Origin of the sequence: Caulobacter sp. Root1455 (genome assembly GCF_001426905.1) — a bacterium.
Taxonomy (GTDB): domain Bacteria; phylum Pseudomonadota; class Alphaproteobacteria; order Caulobacterales; family Caulobacteraceae; genus Caulobacter.
Genome location: NZ_LMFQ01000025.1, coordinates 1 through 17,809 on the forward strand (window position 1 = coordinate 1; position 17,809 = coordinate 17,809).

At 68.9% G+C, this 17,809-nt stretch carries 14 protein-coding genes and 1 pseudogene; 10 read left to right on the forward strand and 5 right to left on the reverse strand.

Going from position 1 to position 17,809, the window contains the following annotated elements; translation table 11 throughout:
* The 4 genes from ASD21_RS21265 to ASD21_RS24160 all read left to right on the forward strand — a co-directional run.
* Nucleotides 1-3,017: RHS repeat-associated core domain-containing protein (locus tag ASD21_RS21265; protein WP_056446296.1), on the forward strand; the 3,017-nt coding region annotated here is incomplete at its 5' end.
* A gap of 22 nt (nucleotides 3,018-3,039) precedes the next feature.
* Nucleotides 3,040-3,570, forward strand: coding sequence for a hypothetical protein (locus ASD21_RS24150; RefSeq protein ID WP_156398452.1), 531 nt, complete (start codon nucleotides 3,040-3,042; stop codon nucleotides 3,568-3,570).
* 93 nt (nucleotides 3,571-3,663) lie between these two features.
* Nucleotides 3,664-4,242, forward strand: coding sequence for an RHS repeat-associated core domain-containing protein (locus ASD21_RS24155; protein WP_156398453.1), 579 nt, complete (start codon nucleotides 3,664-3,666; stop codon nucleotides 4,240-4,242).
* Nucleotides 4,243-4,832: 590 nt separating this feature from the next.
* A complete protein-coding gene (locus ASD21_RS24160; protein ID WP_056446299.1) occupies nucleotides 4,833-5,228 on the forward strand; it encodes a hypothetical protein in 396 nt (131 codons plus the stop codon).
* On the opposite strand, the pseudogene ASD21_RS24935 reads toward ASD21_RS24160, so the two are convergent.
* Nucleotides 5,164-5,418: pseudogene (locus ASD21_RS24935) on the reverse strand (IS6 family transposase); the annotation flags it as partial. The gene ASD21_RS24160 and the pseudogene ASD21_RS24935 sit on opposite strands and share 65 nt — an antisense overlap.
* Before the next feature lie 96 nt (nucleotides 5,419-5,514).
* On the opposite strand from ASD21_RS24935, the gene ASD21_RS21275 reads away from it, so the two are divergent.
* Nucleotides 5,515-5,907: an FCD domain-containing protein gene (locus ASD21_RS21275; RefSeq protein WP_056446302.1), complete on the forward strand. Its 393-nt coding sequence runs from the start codon at nucleotides 5,515-5,517 to the stop codon at nucleotides 5,905-5,907.
* 37 nt (nucleotides 5,908-5,944) lie between these two features.
* Here the strand turns inward: ASD21_RS21275 and ASD21_RS21280 are convergent, their stop codons facing one another.
* Nucleotides 5,945-6,202 carry a DNA -binding domain-containing protein gene (locus ASD21_RS21280; RefSeq protein WP_327019765.1) on the reverse strand — a complete coding sequence of 86 codons (258 nt, stop codon included), beginning with the start codon at nucleotides 6,200-6,202 and terminating at the stop codon, nucleotides 5,945-5,947.
* A 199-nt stretch (nucleotides 6,203-6,401) separates the two neighbouring features.
* Between ASD21_RS21280 and ASD21_RS21285 the strand changes: the two genes are divergently transcribed.
* Together ASD21_RS21285 and ASD21_RS24940 are read left to right on the forward strand one after the other, a co-directional pair.
* Nucleotides 6,402-7,424 (forward strand): DNA -binding domain-containing protein, encoded by a 1,023-nt coding sequence (locus tag ASD21_RS21285; protein ID WP_082554885.1) that lies wholly within the window; start codon nucleotides 6,402-6,404, stop codon nucleotides 7,422-7,424.
* 16 nt (nucleotides 7,425-7,440) lie between these two features.
* Nucleotides 7,441-7,854, forward strand: a complete 414-nt coding sequence (locus ASD21_RS24940) for a transcriptional regulator domain-containing protein (protein WP_268761085.1) — start codon at nucleotides 7,441-7,443, stop codon at nucleotides 7,852-7,854.
* Here ASD21_RS24940 and ASD21_RS21290 read toward each other — a convergent pair.
* On the reverse strand, nucleotides 7,748-8,227 hold the full coding sequence (locus ASD21_RS21290; protein WP_056446304.1) for a helix-turn-helix domain-containing protein: 480 nt from the start codon (nucleotides 8,225-8,227) through the stop codon (nucleotides 7,748-7,750). The genes ASD21_RS24940 and ASD21_RS21290 overlap by 107 nt on opposite strands.
* Before the next feature lie 333 nt (nucleotides 8,228-8,560).
* Between ASD21_RS21290 and ASD21_RS21295 the strand changes: the two genes are divergently transcribed.
* The 3 genes from ASD21_RS21295 (at nucleotide 8,561) to ASD21_RS21305 (ending at nucleotide 12,095) form a co-directional block, all read left to right on the forward strand.
* Nucleotides 8,561-9,214 carry a GntR family transcriptional regulator gene (locus ASD21_RS21295; RefSeq protein ID WP_056446305.1) on the forward strand — a complete coding sequence of 218 codons (654 nt, stop codon included), beginning with the start codon at nucleotides 8,561-8,563 and terminating at the stop codon, nucleotides 9,212-9,214.
* 447 nt (nucleotides 9,215-9,661) lie between these two features.
* On the forward strand, nucleotides 9,662-10,324 hold the full coding sequence (locus ASD21_RS21300; RefSeq protein WP_056446306.1) for a lasso peptide biosynthesis B2 protein: 663 nt from the start codon (nucleotides 9,662-9,664) through the stop codon (nucleotides 10,322-10,324).
* Nucleotide 10,325: 1 nt separating this feature from the next.
* A complete protein-coding gene (locus ASD21_RS21305) occupies nucleotides 10,326-12,095 on the forward strand; it encodes an asparagine synthase-related protein (protein ID WP_056446307.1) in 1,770 nt (589 codons plus the stop codon).
* On the opposite strand, the gene ASD21_RS21310 is transcribed toward ASD21_RS21305, so the two are convergent.
* Nucleotides 12,058-14,556: a S9 family peptidase gene (locus ASD21_RS21310; protein ID WP_056446309.1), complete on the reverse strand. Its 2,499-nt coding sequence runs from the start codon at nucleotides 14,554-14,556 to the stop codon at nucleotides 12,058-12,060. The genes ASD21_RS21305 and ASD21_RS21310 overlap by 38 nt on opposite strands.
* Before the next feature lie 42 nt (nucleotides 14,557-14,598).
* On the reverse strand, nucleotides 14,599-17,610 hold the full coding sequence (locus tag ASD21_RS21315; RefSeq protein ID WP_235524939.1) for a TonB-dependent receptor: 3,012 nt from the start codon (nucleotides 17,608-17,610) through the stop codon (nucleotides 14,599-14,601).
* Nucleotides 17,611-17,809 lie beyond the last annotated feature (199 nt).

The following is a 17,809-nucleotide window of genomic DNA, read 5'->3' on the forward strand; positions in this document are numbered from 1 at the left end:
GCGCCTCCTACAACATGACGCTGTGCACCAGCGTCCAGATCTGCAACCGGCCCGACTGGATCAAGGACGAGCGCGGCAATCAGACCGACTTCACCTATGATCCGGCCCATGGCGGGGTGCTGACCGTCACCAAGTCGGCCGGTTCGGACGGCGTGCGGCCTCAGGTTCGCTACACCTACGGCCAGTTCACCGCCCGCTACATCAAGAACGGCGTCCTGACGGCCGCGCCGGCGGTCTGGCGCCTGACCCGGACCTCGACCTGCGCGACGGGCGCGGCGCCGGCATGTCTCGGCACGGCCAATGAAACCGTGACCGACTATGCCTATGAATCCAGCGCCGCGGCCAACAATGTGCGCCTGCTGTCGGTGACCACCCGGGCCGGCGACAACAGCCTGTCGGCCACCACCAGCTACGCCTATGACGCGCGGGGCGACGTGATCGCCACCGACGGGCCGCTGGCGGGTGCCGCCGACACGAGCCGGACCTATTACGACGCCTCGCGCTGGAAGACCGGCGTGGTCGGTCCCGACCCCGATGGGGCGGGGGCGCTGCTCTATCGCGCCGCCCGCACCACCTACGCCGCCGACGGCCAGCCCACCCTGGTCGAGACCGGCACGGCGACCAATCAGTCCGACACGGCGATGTCGAGCTTCGTCGCGCTGCAACAGAGCGTTCCGGCCTATGACGCCCAACGGCGCAAGATCAGCGACAGCTTGGTGGTCGGCGGCGTGACCCAGGCCCTGACGCAAGTCGGTTACGACACGGCCGGCCGCCCAGTCTGCCAGACGGTGCGGATGAACCCGGCCGCGTTTGCCTCCGCGCCCGGCGCTTGCAGCCTGGGGACCCCGGGAACCGACGGGCCCGACCGGATCACTTACACCGTTTATGACGCCGGCAACCGGGTCACCCAGGTGACCAGCGGCTATGGAACGACCGCGCCCTATACGCCCCGCGTCGAGAAGACCGTCACCTACACCGCCAACGGCCAGGAGCAGACCGTCGCCGACGGCAAGGGCAACACCACGACCTACGAATATGACGGCTTCGACCGGTTGGTGAAGGTCCGCTATCCCAGCCCGACCTGCTGCGCCAGCTCGACCGCCGACTACGAGTCCTACGGCTATGACGCGGCCGGCAATCGCACCACCTGGCGGCGGCGCAGCGGCTATCCCAGCCCGACCTGCTGCGCCAGCTCGACCGCCGACTACGAGTCCTACGGCTATGACGCGGCCGGCAATCGCACCACCTGGCGGCGGCGCAGCGCCAGCCTCGACCCCAACGCCGACACCATCACCTTCACCTACGATGCGCTGAACCGGGCGGTCCACAAGGGTGGTCCGGTCGCCGACACCGACTACGGCTTCGACAATCTTGGACACCAGACCTCTGCCACCTATTCCAGCGGCGGCGGAGCCACATCGGCGACCTATGACGCCCTGGGGCGGATGAAGACCGAGACCACCAACGGCTTGACGATGAGGTACCAGTACGACGCGGCGGGCCGACGGATCGCGGCTATCTGGCCCGACAACACCTTCGCGTCCTATGCCTATGACGTGACCGGCGCGATGACGGGGATCTGGGAGAACGCCGCTCTTTCGCTTGCCGGCTACGCCTATGACGACCTGGGCCGCCGAACCGCGACCTATCGCGCCAATGGGGTCCACAGCTTTTACGGTTACGACGCGGCCTCTCGGCTAAACTGTCTGAGCCATAGGGTGGTTTGCACCGATCCGGCTCGGACCTGGAGCTTCGCCTACAACGCCGCCGGCCAGGTCACGACCCGTTCGGCCAGCAGCGGTCTGTACGAGTGGAGCCAGGTTCAGGCCAGCAAGACCTACACCGTCAACGGCCTGAACCAGTACGCCACGGCGGCGGGAGCGGCGATCGGCTACGATGCTCGGGGCAACCTCTCCAGCGACGGGTCCAAGACCTACGCCTACGACCTGCTCAATAATCTGACGTCCGCCGGAACAAGCGCTCTCACCTACGAGCCTTCGGGCCGTCTGTGGTCGACGGCGGCGAACGGTGTGACGACCAACTTCCTGTATTCAGGTCCGGATCTGGTGGCCGAGTACAGCGGTGGGGCGCTCCTGCGCCGCTATGTGCCCGGTCCCGGAGTCGATGCGCCGGCGGTGTGGTACGAAGGCTCGGGCACGACCCAGCCGCGCTACCTGCTGTCCGACGCCCAGGGCTCGATCGTCTCGGTGACCGACGCGGCCGGCGCGGCGATCACCACGAACACCTATGACGAATACGGCCTGCCGAACGCCGGCAACCAGGGCCGATTCCAGTACACCGGCCAGATCTGGCTGCCGGAGGTGGGGCTGTACCACTACAAGGCCCGGGCCTATTCTCCGACCCTGGGACGGTTTCTCCAAACCGACCCCACAGGCTACGATGATGGCCTCAACTGGTATGCCTATGTCGGCAACGATCCGCTGAATAAGGGAGATCCAACAGGTGAAGGGGCCCTTGAATTTGTTCAGAACGTACTCGCGGATCCGCAAACCCCAGGCGCTGTCGCCCAAATCCTAGGGGGAGGAAGCCTGGCCCTGCTCGGCGGAGCGGGTATCGGTGCGAGTGGTGTGGGAGAGCTTGCAAGTGGCGGCCTCGCCTCGCCGATTGCTATCCCAGCCGCGATCGCTTCTGCCGGTGTCACGGGCGCAGGGATTGGAATTGCCGCGAATGGTCAGGCCAAGTGGAACGACATTATCCACCGGGCGGACGCGAACTCTGGCTCCTCAGAATCGAAGCCTCTCCTTGGACGCAATCCGCAGGCTGGCGGAAGCCGCACCAATACGGATTTGCCCGGCGGTCGCTCTACCGCCAAGAGTATTTTCCGGAATCAAACCCGTGGACAAAGTGTAAGCCAGCAACAACTGGGAAATGGCGGGGTTAGGCGGTCTGCTCCTGATGGGAAGCAAATACGAATGAATCCCAATGGTTCTACACGGGTGGACCTGCCCGGGCGTGGTCCGGCCAAGAACGGCGAGACTATCCATGTTGAACCTTAATTTATGGTCTGCGAGGTGCGCCATGCTTCGTGATGAGATGAAGGCCCTCCTGGGAGGCGGGTGGGGCGCGCTCGAAGCCCAAGGAGGTCAAGTACGCGAGCGTCAAAATATTCACCAAAATATTGCCTATGCCAGCGGGATTGTGATCCCCGTCTCCCCTCCGGTCATTGTAACTGGCGACTCGTTGGAGCAGTCCAACGTGGAGTTCTTCGGGATGAAGATCGAACTCGCCGACAGCGTTCTGCAATCTAAAATAACCCGGCCTCCCTTCAGTGCTATCGAGCAATGGCCGATTGAATGCACTTCACTGAGAGAATTTTCGTCTAGAGGGCCTACGCGAGCAACTATTGGCTGGCAAAGGGCTAGCCTCGATAAGGACTCGCGCGATTCCGATCCCCTTTTTGCTGCGTGGTGTTTGTTTGGGTCAGGTGCAGGGGAGGTTATCTTTTTTGCCGATGAAGCAGTCCCTTTAGACGTTGGTATTTCTTTCGATTCAGAAGCAATCGCTGCGGTGAGGAAGTTCATCGTAGCAGAGTACGAAGAAGAAATCTGATCGTCTTGCTCTAGAGTGAATTCCCTCACCTGCTTATGATAGGCTAAAACCGCCTCAAGGGCCAAATCGGCGCTCCGGGCAAACCTCGCCCGTGTGAGCCGCCGCAAAGCCAAGTGGCGTAAGGAAAATCGCCCGATCTACGACGGGGCCGCGTCGGGGGATCTGTTTCTCCAAACCGACCCCATCGGGTCTAAGGCAGGTCTCAACTGGTACGCCTATGTGGGCAACGATCCGCTGAGCCGGCGCGATCCAACGGGACTGTATGATTGCAAAGGCAACGAGGATGAATGCAAGCGCTTTGCCAGCGATCTTTCAACCCTGCGGAGAGCGAAAAATGTATCTGGATTGTCAAGTGCTGATCACAATAGGCTAGGCGGCGCTATAAAAGCTTACGGCACTAAAGGTGATGGAAATGGCGTAACGGTTAGTTTTGGGGCTCTTTCTGGAACCCCCTTTGCTGAAACCGCCGGTGGATTCCGCAGTAAAACTCAATCTATTACTATAAATTGTGCCAAAATTGACCAGCGCACCAAACCGGGAGCTGGACGAGATGCATTGTCGGCAAGCGTGGTGGGGCACGAAGGGAAGCATGTCGAAGATCATATTTCCGGATATTTCGAGGCTGACTATGGTTATCTCCAATATTTTCAGAAGTCAGAATATTCAGGATAACTTACAAGTTTTATAATTGATAAGGCTCTTGGATTTGCCAATCCCTTATTCCATAAGGAGCCCGCAGGAGGCATCCTATATATCTGACGAACTTGGAGATAAATATTGCCGCAGATCAAATAACGGTTCAGAGTACACGACTAACTGCTGATAGTATTGGTGGCTATGAAACTGATATTATTACTAATCGGAATAACTAGGCGGACAATTTTCTGACAAGTGAGGTGATTTTGCGATTAACGCTTGGATGTATGGTTCTTTAGGGGGGGCTCGCATGAAAAGTCTGTTGAAAATTCTTAGTGGCGTTCTGATATCGACTGTTGTGTTGCTCGCGTCGATCCTAGTCGGTGGGCGCTACGAAATGCGCTCCGTGGGTGAGGGGGGCATGGTGCGGATGGATCGGTGGACTGGAAAGGCAATGGTTTGTGTGCCGCGGCGCTGCGTGATGTATCCGACAGCCCGTCCAGACCCTCTTCCTCCTCCCGAACTTAAGATGAACTGAAGATTAGAACGGCTGGATTGGCCTAATCGCATAATCTGTCGGAGCGAAGATAAGTATGCGCCGGGGATTACGGTGACAGTGCACTAAATTGTGCGGAAGCGGGCCGTATGGAGGTGCGCTGTCACTTGATTACAACGCCGCCGGCCAGATCAAGACGCGCAGCTCGTCCAATCCGCTCTACGAGTGGACAGCGGCCGCGACGCCGCGCGGCTACACGATCAACGGGCGTAAGCAGACCGCCGAGGCCGGCTCCTCGGTCCTGGCCTATGATGGCCGGGGCAACCTGACCAATGATGGGGCGACGGCCTTCGGCTACGACCTGGACAGCCCGCTGACCAGCGCCACTTCTGGCTCCGGCGTCGCCACCTTGAGCTACGACCCGCTGGGACGCCTGGACCAGACTGCCAAGGATGTGACGGCCCGACGTTGCAGACCATTTCGTCCAGATGCCAGCGCGGCGACGGCGCGGGTCGGCGGCGCTTGAGGTTCCGGGCGATCCGCGGGCCGAACTTGACCGTCCAGCAGCGGATGGTCTCGTAGCTGACCTCGATCCCGCGCTGGGCGAGCAACTCCTCGACGTCACGAAAGCTCAGGGTGAAGCGGAAATAGAGCCACACCGCGTAGCGGATGACCTCGGCCGGAAACCGGTGACGCTTGAAGGAGACAGGACGCATGCCGCGCCTCTGCCTTCCTAGACGAACCGTGTCCAGCCCTGGAGCTTCGGGGTCGCCCGGTTAAGCTGACAACACCTGCTTTCGGCCTGGCCGACCATGGTCGACAGCTTTCGGCGCGCCCGCCGAACCTTCGAGCAAGGCTTGGCGCGCGAGGCCGCGCGCCTGGCCGACCAAACCGATCTTGCCAGTCTGGAAGCCTTGCTCGACGAGATGGCCGCCAGCCTGAAGAGCCCCGAGGCGTTCATCGCCGCGGAGCTGCGCTTTCACGCCCGCCTGGTCGCGGTTGCGCGCAACGTCATCTTCGACGCCATGGCCGAGACGGTGCTGGCGTGGTGGCGCGACCACCAGATCGACGCGGCGGCCGTCGCGGCGCGTGCGCGCGCCGTGCTCGCCGCCCATGGCGACACGGTTCGTGCGATCAAGGCCAAGGACCCCGACGCGGCGGAAGTCGCCCTGGCGGGCTATTTCGATCTGATCGCCGCCCCCTAGGACGCGCCGCCTTCGCTCAAGGATGTCGCGCGCAAGGTCAGGGCTTGAGCGCCAGCAGATGCCGATAGCCGGCGCGGGTCATCCATCTGGCGCGCTCGAGATGGGTTTCCCAGCACCGGCGGCTGAGATCGGGCGCCTGGCGCGCGTCGCGACCCAGGATCAACAAGCTGGCCTCCCGCCAGTCCGCGCCGTCCTGATCCGCGTCCAGGAGGCGCAGATAGGTGACCAGATGGCGCTGGTCATAGTCGGTCAGCGTCTGCGACCACGGCGCTTCATCGGCCACGGGATGTTGCAACTGGGACGTCAAACCAAGATCTCTGAATGCGGATGCCACGAGCGCGTCACTCTATCAGGCCTGTCTCCCAAGGCCCTAGCGCCGCGGCGGCGGCGACGTCCATCAAGAACTTGGCTTTGAGATCGGGGCCCGCGGGTCGGCTCGACAGGCGAGGCGGGCTCGGAAACACTTTGGGCGTGGGAAGCTTCGAGCGGTCGCGATGTCCGATGTCCGCGCCCTTGCGCCGGTCTGGCGACAGGCCGAAACCTATGAGCCTCTGCTGGGCGCCGATGCCTCGGTCTGGGCCTGGGAGTTCGCGCGGCGCGGGCGTGGTCGCGACGCGGGCCTGGACGGCGCGGACCCGGGCGAGATCGCGCCCGAGCTTTGTTTCGCGGGGCCCGGCCCCGCCGGAGACCCGCTGCCCGCCGTGCTCTGGCGCTGGCAGGCGGACGGGTCGGTGCCCGTCCTGAGGGCCCAGCCGGCGACGCCTGGCGACGCCGCCGCGCTTGACCTGGCCCGGCTGGACCTGCCGTGCCTCGTCGTGCGAACCGCCGACGGCGAGCAGCACGTTCAGATCAGCCAGGGCCTTGCCCGCCTGCGGTTGGCGCTGGTGGGGGGCGACATTCTCGCCGGTCCCGCGATCCTTCACTTCCATTTGCCGGACGCGGGAAGGGGGGGCGCGGCCCTAGCGGCGGTGGCCAAGCTGATCGCCCTGCGCGACACCGGCCGGCTGCCCCCGCGACCGCGCGCCCTTTCGAAGGCCGGGCGCTGGCTGGAGGTCCTGCGCGCCCATGACGCGCGCCAGGCCGGCGCCAGTCAGCGCGACATCGCCCTGGCCCTGTTTGGCGAGGAGCGGGTGCGCCAGGACTGGAGCGGGCCTTCCGACTACATGCGCATGCGCGTCCAGCGTCTGGTGCGGGCGGCCGAGGAAGCTGTCGGCGGCGGCTATCGGCGAGTGTTCGGGCTCAGGGCCGCCGAGACCGGGCGCGCGCCGGTCGTCGACATCTGGCGTTCGCCCGCCTGGCGCGGCGGGTTTTCGTCGCTGGTCCTGGCGGTCGCGATTTTCCTGGGGACATCTTTCGGACCGACCCAAACGCGGCGCGAGTCGTGCCGATTTTCAGGAGACCCGTGCCTGAAAACGGTCGAGCGGTCCCGGATCGTGGCTCTGGCGGGGTTCACACGCCACAATTCTCGAGCCCAACTCGCCCCAGACGACGACGCCGATTCCGGTCATGCGTCCTGAAGGGCTCAATAGGGGCATGGCCAAGTCCCGCCTCGCGCCCCGCGGTCCCGTTCGCGCCGCCTCGCCCCGCGCCCAGCCGCGGCCGGATCCGACCGACCCCGACCGCGCCCGCATGGCCTGGGAGTTCCTGCGCCGAAATCCCGACTATCGGGCCGACTACCGCAGCTGGCGAGCCGGGGCGGCGATCGGCGTGGCCGAGCGGTGGGGCCTGCGGGCGCCGCTGGATCCGGATCTGCGCGATATCGACGCCGGCGCGATCTGGCGCGCCGACGGGGCGCCTTGCGCGCACCCGCCTGGCGCGGCGCGGCCGCCCGAGCCGCGGGCTATGGATCGTCGTGACGCAGCCGTGGCAGGTTCTCCGCCAGCCAGCGCTCGGCGCCTTGGTCCATCTTGTCCATGTGGCCTTCGAGACTGTCGTATGAACGCTTGAAGGCCTCGATGAAGAACTGCGGCTGGATGTTGGTCATCCGGTCGCCGACCTTCTGCTCGAACTTGTGGAACGAGGCGAGCTTGATCGAGGCGGCCTGGTTTTCGACACAGCGCAGGGCGTGATCCAGCGAGCCCAGCATCAGCGCCTCGATGATGCCGACCGGATCGCTGCCGGTGGCGTCGCCGAACCGGAAGATCCGGGCGATGTCCAGGGCGCCGGAGCCGGACTCGAAGTTGTAGTAGGTGCGCAGGGGCAGGCCCATGGCGTCGGCCACCTGGCGCGCCGACAGGTGTCGCAGGTCGCGAATGTGCTTCAGGATTTGGGACAGGAGCTGACCCTGGCGCCTCAGCTCCTCGGATGCGCGTTTGACCAAAGTATTACCCGGCACTTGCTAGTGTCTATGAGGCGGCAAAGCGACGAACAGGTCAAAGCGCAGCCTGACGTGTCTTTGGAAAACTATTCTCGCGATACGGTTTCAAGCACGCCGACCCAGGGCCCGGGGCGAGGCGCGCGCCATTTTCCACGATGGTTTTACCGACTTATGGCGCGGGCCATGCCACGTAACGATTTGCCGCGCCGTTGAATCGGCGCTCACCCGGAAAAATACCCCCAAATGTTCTCCGGCGACGGAGAAAAAGCGCTCCGCGGACGGCGGCCTTTTCCAGGGTCGGCGACAGTGTCGCCTCGACCTTTCGGGACCCACGCCTTGCCTCCAAGACGCGACGCCTTCGCCCTGGCGCTGAACGCCCTGAGACATCGGCTTCGCCAAGGCGTCGACGCGCCCGGCGACGCCCTGCCGATCCAGACGATCGCCGACGACCTGCGTCTGTCGACGACGCCCGTGCGCGAGGCGCTGTCTCGCCTGGCCGGCGAGAGACTGGTGGACAAGCGCGGCCCAACCTATACGCGCCCAAGGCCCGACGGGCCGACCCTGGCGGCGCTCTACGACCTGCGCCTGGTCTATCTGACGGCCGCCCTGGGGCGGCGGATCGAGCGGCGGGACGGCGTTCGCCGCGCGCCCCTGGAGCTTCTGGCGGTGGCGCGGGCCCAGGCGGTCGGGGCGGGGGCCGCCGCCATGGTCGAGGCGCTGTTCCTGGACCTGATGCGCGGGGGCGACGACGGCGTCCTGTTCCAGGCCTATCAGCCGCTCGCCGATCGACTGGCGCCGTTCGCCGCGCTCGAGGACGTGGTCCTACAAGACGTCGGCCAGGACGCCTCGGCGCTGGTCGCGGCGGTCCAGGCGGGGCGGACGGCCGAGCTGAGACGGGCGCTGAGGCGCCATCACCGTGTCCGGATGACCCAGGCCGCCCAGATCGCCCGCCTGGCCGACGGCGAAAGATATCGAACGGATATGATTTGAATATCGACCCCCCGGGGCGCGCCCTTTGAGGGCCGCGACAAGCGGCTTTCCGCAAACCCAAGGAGGTCCTGATGACCACCCCTGCCACCCTCACGCTGATCCGCCTCGGCTCGGCCAAGTCGCTGACCCTGGCCAACTTCCCGCTCGGCGAGCCCGAGCCGGTGGAGTTCACCGACAAGTACGGCATCTGAAGCCGGACCGCCGGTCGTCGGCGCCGCCGCGCGCCGGCGACCTCCCGTCGATCCCTTCGGTCAAGGAGAAGACCATGACCCACCTCGTCCAAGGACGCCTGCTGCGGCTGGGCGCCGCCAAGCGCCTGACCCAGGCCAATCTGCATCAAGGCATGCAGGAGGGCGAAGACCTCACCGACCGCTGGGGCGTGTGAGCGGCAGGCCGGACGCGCCCAAAGGGCCGTCCGGCCGCGACTTCGTCGGAAGGAGACTCCCCATGGGATATTGGCTGGCGCCCGGCGTCCACGCGGTTCATGTCGAGTCCGACCTGGTGTTCCTGGACATCGCCTCGGACGCCTATCTCTGCCTGGTCGGGGGCGCGGCGCACCTGCATGTCGGCGCGGACGGGGCGGTGAGCGCCGATCCGGCGTCATCGGCCCAGGATCTGGTGGAGGCCGGGCTTGTCGGCCTCCAACCTCGCGCGGGCTCGGGGCCCAGTCCGCCGCCGGTCCGCCAGGCGTTGGAGATCACGTCCAAGCCTTGTTCGCCGCTCGCGCTCATCGGCCTGCTGCCCGGCATGGCCGGCGCGGCCGCGATCAATCTGCGCGCCGCCCGCGCCGTCCAGACCCTGACCTTCGCGCAGGTCCTGGCCCTGGCCGGTCCGCTCAAGGCCGCGGCCTTCGCCGCGCCGTCGCCAGCCCTGCTGGCCGCTTGCCGCCGATTCGACCGCCTGGCGCCCTGGCTCCCGCGGTCTGGTCGCTGCCTGATGCGCAGCCTGGAGCAGCGCCTTTACCTGGCGCGGCGCGGTTTCGCGGTCGCCTGGGTGTTCGGCGTGCGCACCTGGCCGTTCGAGGCCCATTGCTGGCTGCAGGCCGGCGAGGTGGTGCTGGACGACAGCCTGGGGCACGCGCGCGGCTTCACGCCGATCCTGGTGGTGTGAGGTGCGCGACTACCTGGTCATCGAGATCGAAGCCGGAGCCGACCCCGCGCCCTGGCGCGAGGCCGAAGCCCTGGTCCTGGCCAGCGGCCAATGGTCCAAGGTCGCCGAACGCCGGCGGTTTTCGATCTTCCTGGAGGCGGCCCGGCCGCCGGCCTATCGCCATCTGGCCGGCGTCGGCGGCGGGCTGATCGGCGAGGTGTTCGACGCCCAGGCGGCCCGGCGGGGGGAGGGGCGCGATTTTTGCCTGGTGGGGCTGGGCGCGGAACCGCGCGAGGTCGCCGCCGCCCTGGCCGACCGCGCCTTTGGCCGCTACGTCGCCATCCTCAATGACGATCGCGGGCCCGCCCGGGTCCTGCGCGATCCGCTGGGCGTGATGGAGGCGATCGGCTGGCGGCGCGGCCCCTTGCGGTTCATCGGCTCGCGGCTGCCGGACCTGCGGGCGCTGTGGCCGCACGAGCTGTCGATCGATTGGCCGGCCCTGGCCGCCATCCTGCGCCAGAAGAACCTGGCCAGCGTCATCTGTCCCCTCAAGGGAGTGGTCAGCTATCCGCCCGGCGTATTGGCTGGACCGGACGGCGAGGGACCGCGGCTGTGGTCGCCGGCCGTCTTCGCCCGGCGGCCCTGGCGCGACGCCGACCCGCGCGCCCTGCGCGACGTGGTCGATGGGGCGGTCGCCGCCTGGGCCCAGGGCCTGGGCGGCGTCTTCTGCGAGATTTCCGGCGGACTGGACTCGGCGATCGTCGCCACCAGCCTGACGCACGCGCGCGCGCCGCTGCTCTACGGTCTCAACCACAGCTTTCCGCGCGAGGAATCCGACGAGCGCGCCTATGCGCGGGCCGTGGCCGATCACATCGGCGCGCCGCTGCGGATCGTCGAGCGCGGCCCGCTGCGCCTGGAGCCGGCCAAGCTGGTCGGCGCGGCGGGCGGTCCCCGGCCCAACTATGTCGGCGGCGATCCCGACCACGACGCCGACCTGTCCGCCAGGCTCGCGGAGCCGGGCGTGGAGGCGATGTTCACCGGGCGCGGCGGCGACGGGGTGTTCTTCCAATCCGGCCATCCGTCCCTGGCCCGCGACGTGCTGGCGGGCGCCTGCGGCGACGGTCGGATCGGCGGCCTGGCGCGCCTGGCCCGGCGCAACGGCGCGACCGTCTGGGACATCCTGCGAAGGGGCCTGGCGCCGCAGGACCTGACCGCGGGCCTCGGCGTCCAGATGTTCATGAGTGCGGCGGCCGCGGCCGGGCCCGTCGGCCGCCATCCCTGGCTGGGCGAGGCTCGCGACCTGGCCCCGGCCAAGCAGCTGCAGATCCTGGCCCTGGTCAACGGCCTCAGCGCCTTTGGGGAAAGCCGGCGCCACCGGGCCGGCGACGTGATCGACCCGCTGATGAGCCAGCCGGTCGTGGAGTTTTGCCTGTCGCTGGCGGCGGGGCGCCTGGCGATCGGCGCCAATGACCGCCCGTTCGCCCGCGCCGCCTTCGCCGAGCGGCTGCCCGCCGCCGTGCTCGAGCGTCGCGGCAAGGGGAACCTGACGATCTTCGTGGCCCAGAGCTTGTGCCAGAGCCTGGACGCTCTGCGGCCCTATCTGCTGGAGGGCCGCCTGGCCGCCGCGGGACTGGTGGACCGCGAGCGGCTCGACGCGGCCCTGTGCGCCGACCAGCTGGTGTGGACCAACATCACCTCCGAGCTTTTCGTGCTGCTGGCCCTGGAGGCCTGGGCGCGGCGCTGGACCGAGCGGCTCACTGCCTCGGCGGCCGCCCCGAGCCCGCCGGCATGACCGGCTCGGGAGCCGCCAGGGCCGCGTCGAGAAAGGCCAGCAGGCGCTGGTAGTAATCGCGGACATTGCCGGGCGCGTAGAACACATGGCCCTCGCCGCGATAGATCACCAGGACCGCGTCCTTGTTCTGGCGATAGAGCGCGCCGAACAGGGCCTGGGGTTGGGCGACGTCCTTGTCGTTGTCGCCATGGAACATCAGCACCGGGGCGGTGATCTTGTCGGCGAAGACGATCGGACTGTTGCGCAGGTAGCGCTGCGGGTCGCTCCAGGGCGGGGCGCCCATCCGCGCCTGGCCGGTCTCCAGCCAGCCGCTCGAGGCGAACACCGTCATGCCCGCCTCCGGGACGGCGTAGGAGAACGGCGCCAGGCGGGCGTAGGCGCTGATCAGGTTGGAGGTCGCCGCCGTCGCCACCACGGCCTTGAAGCGCGGGCTCTGGGTCGCCGCCCCGAGCACCGCGTAGCCGCCATAGCTGTGGCCCCAGATCGCCACGCGCCCGGCGTCGACCAGGCCCTGGGCGGCGGCCTGGTCGACCGGCCCGAGCATCTGGTCGGCCAGGCCCTCCATCGGTTCGCGGCCCGCCAGATAGGGCATGGCCGGCACGAGGGCGGCGTAGCCGTGGGCCGCCAGGATCTGGGCGTTGACCGACATCTGCAAGGCGCCCGGGGCCTGCTGGGCCGGCGGTGCGGCCGGCGCGCTCCCGGGATAGGGCAGGACCACCACCGGCGGCGGGCCCCTGGACGATGGCGCGCCGGGCGGCGAGCCGTCAGCTGGGCGCGGCGGCAGATAGAGCCAGCTGGTCAGGTCCTGGCCGTCCAGGCCCTTGTGGCGGATGGCGATCGGCGCGGCGAACGCCACATCGTCCAGGGCGGCGTTGACCGTGACCAAGGTCTTGGCGGCCATGCCGTCCTGGGCCAGCAGGACGGTTTCGACGCCGTGGTCGTCCTTGGCGGTCTGGACGGTCCCGGCGGACGTCAGGGCGGTGACGCGCGCGCCCGGCGATGGCGCGGGCAGGCGCGGCCCGGGCCAGGACAGGGCCGGCGGGGCGGCGGCGGCGTCCAAGGCCAGGGCCTTGAGCGGCGGCACGAAATTCTGCGCCCCGCGAAAGCCGGGCGGCCGATCGGCCAGCGACTGGACCTGCGCCGCCGCGACGCCCCAGGCGTGAGCCCCGGCGCGCGTGACGCGCCAGACCTGGCCGCCGGCGCTGAGCGCCCAGACGCCGGGATCGGCGCCGATCGCCCGCGGCTCGCCGGGCAGGGCGGCCGTCAGGTTCGTCGGCCGCCGGCCGTCCAGCCGCCAGTAGTCCGCGCGGCCGCCGGCCGGGGGGCGGGCGAAGATCACCGGCTGTCCGTCCAGCCAGCCGCCGAGCGGCACGCCCTGCAGGTCGAAGGTGGGGGCGAACACCGGCTTCAGACCGCCCAGCGCCAGGGGCGCGGCGCCCCGCAGGCTCATGCGCCAATAGGCGCCCTCCGAGAACGGGACGTCGCCCCGGCGGGCGAAGACCAGCAGCGCGCGCCCGTCGTCGGACCAGCTGAGGAACCGGCCCATCACGTCGCAGTCGGGACAGGGCGTGACCGGCCCTCCGTCGTCGAGCCCGGCCAGCACCAGGGTCTTGGCGGTGGGCTCGGAGGCGGCGTTGGTCGGCTCGGGCGTCTGGGGCTGGATGTCCTGCCCCTCGACCAGGGCCGCCGCCGTCGCCCCGTCCGGGGCCAGGCTGAAGTCGCGCACCGCGCCGGGGACCACGACCCGGCTCTGTCCGGTCTTCAGATCGATCAGCATCAGGCCCAGGCTCGCGGCCCTGGCCCGCAGGTCCCGATAGCGGCCGCTGCCGACGACGCTGGCGCCCAGTTCGCCCCGCGCCGTGGCCGTCCATTGGCCGCTGACCCGCGCCTGGCCCTGCCAGCCGAAGCCGATCGGGGTGTCGGGGGCGTCCTGGGGCCGCGCGGAGACCAGCAGCTGGTCGTCGGTCCGCCACAGCAGGCTTGGACCCCAGACCGGCTGGCGCGGCGCGATCCCCAGCCAGCGCGCCTGGCCGGTGGCCAGCTCGACCACCCCCAGCTCGAAGGCGTGACCGGTGAGCCGGCCGACGGCCAGCCTGCGGCCGCCGGGCGAGACGCCCAGGGCGACGTAGCCGGGCCCCCCCGGCAGATCGAGCCTTCGCTCCGCCCCGCCGGCCTTGACGTCGAACACCTGGATGCGGCCCAGGCCCAGCCGGGCGCTCCAGTCCAGATCGTAGGCCGGGGCGCTGTCCCAGCGCGCGTAGCGCTGGACGACCAGCCAGCGCCCGCTCGGATCGAGCCTGGCCGACTCCAGCTGCTCCAGGGCCAGCAGGCGCTCGACCGTGAACGGCGCCGCCGTTGCGACCGGTGCGACCGGTGCGACCGGCCCGGGCGCCGCGCCGGCGGCCGGGGGGAGAAGGGCGATCAGCGCGCGGCCGACCGCGAGCGCCGACAAGCGTCGCATCGTGGGTGTCTCCGGATTTGGGCGGTTAGGGGGAGGGGCGGCCTACCAGGCCTTGGTCAGCTGCAGGCTGACCATGCGGCCCAACGGGTCGGCGTTGACCGGGTCGTAGCCGATCGCCAGCGGGTTGTCGTGGAACGGCGGGTCGGCGTCCAAGAGGTTCTGGACGTTCAGCGTCACCGACAGGCCATCGGCGGCCAGCAGCCGGCCTTGCCAGCGGCCCTGCAGGTCGAGCGTGGTCCAGGGATGCACCCGCCGGCCGGTCTCGGCGTAGCTGTCGCCGACATGGTTGACCCCGGCGGTCACCGAGGCGGGGCCATGGGTCCAGGTGGCCGAGACGCGGCCGCGCAGGTCGGCCGGATAGCCGGCCACGCCGGCCAGTTCGGTCTGGACCGAGGTCGGGGTGAGCTTGCGCCTATAGTGCATCATCCACGACAGGGCGCCGGTGAACGTCAGCGGGTCGCCGGCCAGGGTGGCGGCGTAGGTCAGCTGGGCGTCCAGGCCCTGGACCTCCAGGCTGCCGGTGTTGAGGTTGCGCGCGTCGATGATCGCCCCGTAGGTGTCGACCGCGTAGACCCCCGTGCCCGAGGCGTTGGGATCGGCCATCGCCGCCAGGACCTTGGCCCGGTCGGCCGGATTGGTCGCCGGATGGACGATCGTCACGAACGGCGCGAACTGCGCCGAGGTCAGGGCCTGGGTCAGGACGACCGGAGCGCCGACCCGGTCCTTGAACACGGTGCGATAGGCCGACAGCTCCACGGTCAGGTCCGGGACGTCTTGCGGCGTGAAGGTCACGCCGGCCGTCCACGACTTGGCGGTCTCGGGCTTCAGGTCGGGATTTCCGCCCTGATAGACCAGGGTGGGGAACTGGCCGCCGGCATAGGTGATGGCCACCGGCGAGACGGTGTAGGGCAGGTGCAGCTCCGACATGGCCGGGGCCCGGAACGAGGTTCCGTAGGTGGCCTTGAAGGCCAGGGCCGGGATCGGCGCCCAGATCACCCCGACCTTGGGGTTTTCCGTGCGGCCGACGTCGTCATAGTCCTCGATCCGCCCGGCCAGCGACAGCTCCAGGCGCTCGATGAGCCGCACGGCGTTGTCGGGACCGACCAGGGGCGCGTTGAGCTCGGCATAGACGGCCCTGACCTCGCGGCCGAACCGGCGGGGGACCTTGGCGGTCCGCACCGCCCCGGCCAGGAACCGCGCGCCGCCGGTCCGCAGCTCTTCGCGGCGGACCTGGCCGCCGAGCGCCAGGCGCAGGGTTCCGCCCGGCAGGCGGGCCAGCGGTCCGTCGAAGCCCAGATTGACCGAGCGGTGCTCGCTGCGGCTCTTGGAGACGTCCCAGCCGGCCAGCACGAAATCCAGCACCTTGGCCGGGTTGGAGCCCTGGCCGATATAGGGGTTGAAATAGCCGTCGCGCGTGGCGCTGAACGATGTCAGCGGCGAGTCGGGCGCCAGGCCCGCGGCCTCGTTCAGGTTGCCGCCGTGCAGCAGGCCCGAGCCGTCGCTGCGCCCCAGCTCCTGGGCGTAGGTCGCCGACAGGTCCGCGTTCCAATCCCTGCCGAGCGGGGTCTTGGCCTCCAGGCTCGCGCCGAGGCTTTCGGAGACGCCCCAGTTGTCGATGCCGCCGCGCTCGTTCTGGAACGAATAGGTGATGCGCTCGGACGCCTGGCCGGTGGGCGAGACATAGAAGGGGTTGGCGGCGGTCACCACCAGGGTCGTGCCCGGCGCGGAATTGCGCGCGTCGATCTCGCGATGGGCGAAGCGGAAGTCCCCCGACAACTCCACCCGGCCCACCGACTGGGCGGCCGACAGCACCACGCTGTGGCGGATGGATTCGGGCAGCACGTCGTAGGCGCCGCGCTGGTTGAAGCGGTTGACCGTGCCGTACACGAAATCGCTCGGCTTCAGCTGCGTCCCGTCCTGGCCCGCTGGAATGGCGTAGGTGGAGACATAGACCCCGGCGCTGTTGAGCCGAAGGATGTTGCCCGGCGCGCTGAGGGTGATGCTGCGCCGGTCCGCGCCGCCCAGGGCGGTGAGGTCGGCGTTGCCGGCATAGGGCCGGTCGGCGCCGCGCAGGGCGTCGTTGCGGGCGTACTCATAGGCCGCCAGCACGTGGCCGCGCGACCAGGTCTTGCCCAGGGCCTGGCTGGCCAGGGAACGGGTGTAGCCGCCTTGCGTCGCCGTCCCGGCCGACAGACGCGTCTCGCCGCCGTCCAGATCGGCGCGCAGGCGGATGTCGACCACCCCGCCGACCGCGTCCGAGCCATAGAGCGCCGAGGCTCCGTCCAGCAGCACCTCGACCCGGCCCACCGCCGCGAACGGGATCGCCGAAATGTCGGAGAAGTCGCCGTAGATCCCCGCGCCGGCCATGCGCTTGCCGTTGAACAGCACCAGGGTCGAGTCCGCCCCCAGGCCTCGCAGGTCCACGCCCGTGCCGCGCATCATGTTGGTGCCGTTCAGGTCCGCCCCGGTGGAGACGCTGTCCTCGCTGGCGGTGCCGCCCGAGGCCTGGGGCAGGGAGGTCAGGGCCTCGGCCACGCTGGCGTAGCCGCCCCGGTCGATCTCGTCGCGGCCCAGGACCACGACGGGCGAGGCGCTGTCCTTGACGCCCCGGATATGGCTGCCGACCACCACTTCCGACAGCAGGGTGGCCTCGTCGGTCTTCGAGGCGGGGGCGTTCGGCGCGACCGGGTCGGCGGGCAGGCCCGCCAGCAGGTCGGGCTCGGCCGCGTCGGCGGCGGCGGGCGGCGGGCCGCCGCGCGGGCGCACCACCAGCAGGCGCGGACCGGCGCGCTGGGCTTCCAGGTCGCTGCCCGCCAGCAGGCGGGCGAGCGCCTCATCGAGGCTGAACACCCCGTCCAGGGCCGGAACCTGGCGGCCCTCGACCGCCTTGCTGGTGAACACGATCTGCACCCCGGTCTGCTGGCCCAGGGCCAGAAGGGCCGCGCCGAGCGGTCCCTTGGGCGTGCGCACCGCCGAGGCGGGCGCGGTCGCGGGCGTCTGCTGCACAGGCGCGGCCAGGCCCGGGCCGGCCAGGGCGGCGCTCAGGGCCAGCAACGATAGGCCCGCGAGGCCCCGACGAATCGACACAACCATGACGGCAATAATCCCCCAAATCGCGCCGGGTTCGTCGTCGTGACGAACGCGTGACGGGCGCGTCTGGGATGGAGACCCGCCAGGGGGCGGCCGGCCTTACCGCCGCGTGAAATAAATATGACGGTGTTCGCCCCGCGCCCGCTCGGCGCGGCGCCGTCGC

Excerpts from the sequence above, each read along its gene's own strand:
- ASD21_RS24150 (WP_156398452.1), top strand. The coding sequence starts at position 3,040 with ATGCTTCGTGATGAGATGAAGGCCCTCCTGGGAGGCGGGTGGGGCGCG.
- ASD21_RS21275 (WP_056446302.1), top strand. The coding sequence starts at position 5,515 with ATGGTCGACAGCTTTCGGCGCGCCCGCCGAACCTTCGAGCAAGGCTTG.
- ASD21_RS21285 (WP_082554885.1), top strand. The coding sequence starts at position 6,402 with ATGTCCGATGTCCGCGCCCTTGCGCCGGTCTGGCGACAGGCCGAAACC.
- ASD21_RS24940 (WP_268761085.1), top strand. The coding sequence starts at position 7,441 with ATGGCCAAGTCCCGCCTCGCGCCCCGCGGTCCCGTTCGCGCCGCCTCG.
- ASD21_RS21300 (WP_056446306.1), top strand. The coding sequence starts at position 9,662 with ATGGGATATTGGCTGGCGCCCGGCGTCCACGCGGTTCATGTCGAGTCC.
- ASD21_RS21310 (WP_056446309.1), bottom strand. The coding sequence starts at position 14,556 with ATGCGACGCTTGTCGGCGCTCGCGGTCGGCCGCGCGCTGATCGCCCTT.